Annotated in this window: 1 pseudogene; it reads right to left on the bottom strand. The window is 58.7% G+C overall.

Annotation, left to right across the window (positions count from 1 at the left end):
• Positions 1 to 223, bottom strand: a pseudogene (locus tag WFQ67_RS30270) (IS3 family transposase); the annotation flags it as partial.

Raw genomic sequence — 223 nt, 5'->3', positions numbered from 1 at the left:
CCGGTCCGCCGAGCGGTTGCGCTGGTAATAGGCTTGGCGACTCAAGCCCATGAACTGGCAAGCCCTGCTAACGCTCAGCGCCGGGACTTGCCTTTGCGTGAGGACTTGCCGAGACGCTTTTTTACAACGGATACGCCGTAGTCGTTCTTCAGTACAGTCACGACCGCCTCGAAGAACTGGGCCTTCTGGCTCATGACTTCCAGCTGCTGCTCCAGCTCCTTGA

Origin of the sequence: Pseudomonas sp. USHLN015, assembly GCF_037153275.1 — a bacterium.
Classification (GTDB): Bacteria; Pseudomonadota; Gammaproteobacteria; order Pseudomonadales; family Pseudomonadaceae; genus Metapseudomonas; species Metapseudomonas tohonis.
The sequence above is the reverse complement of the archived record's forward strand: the minus strand, read 5'-3'. Positions and strand labels throughout refer to the sequence as shown.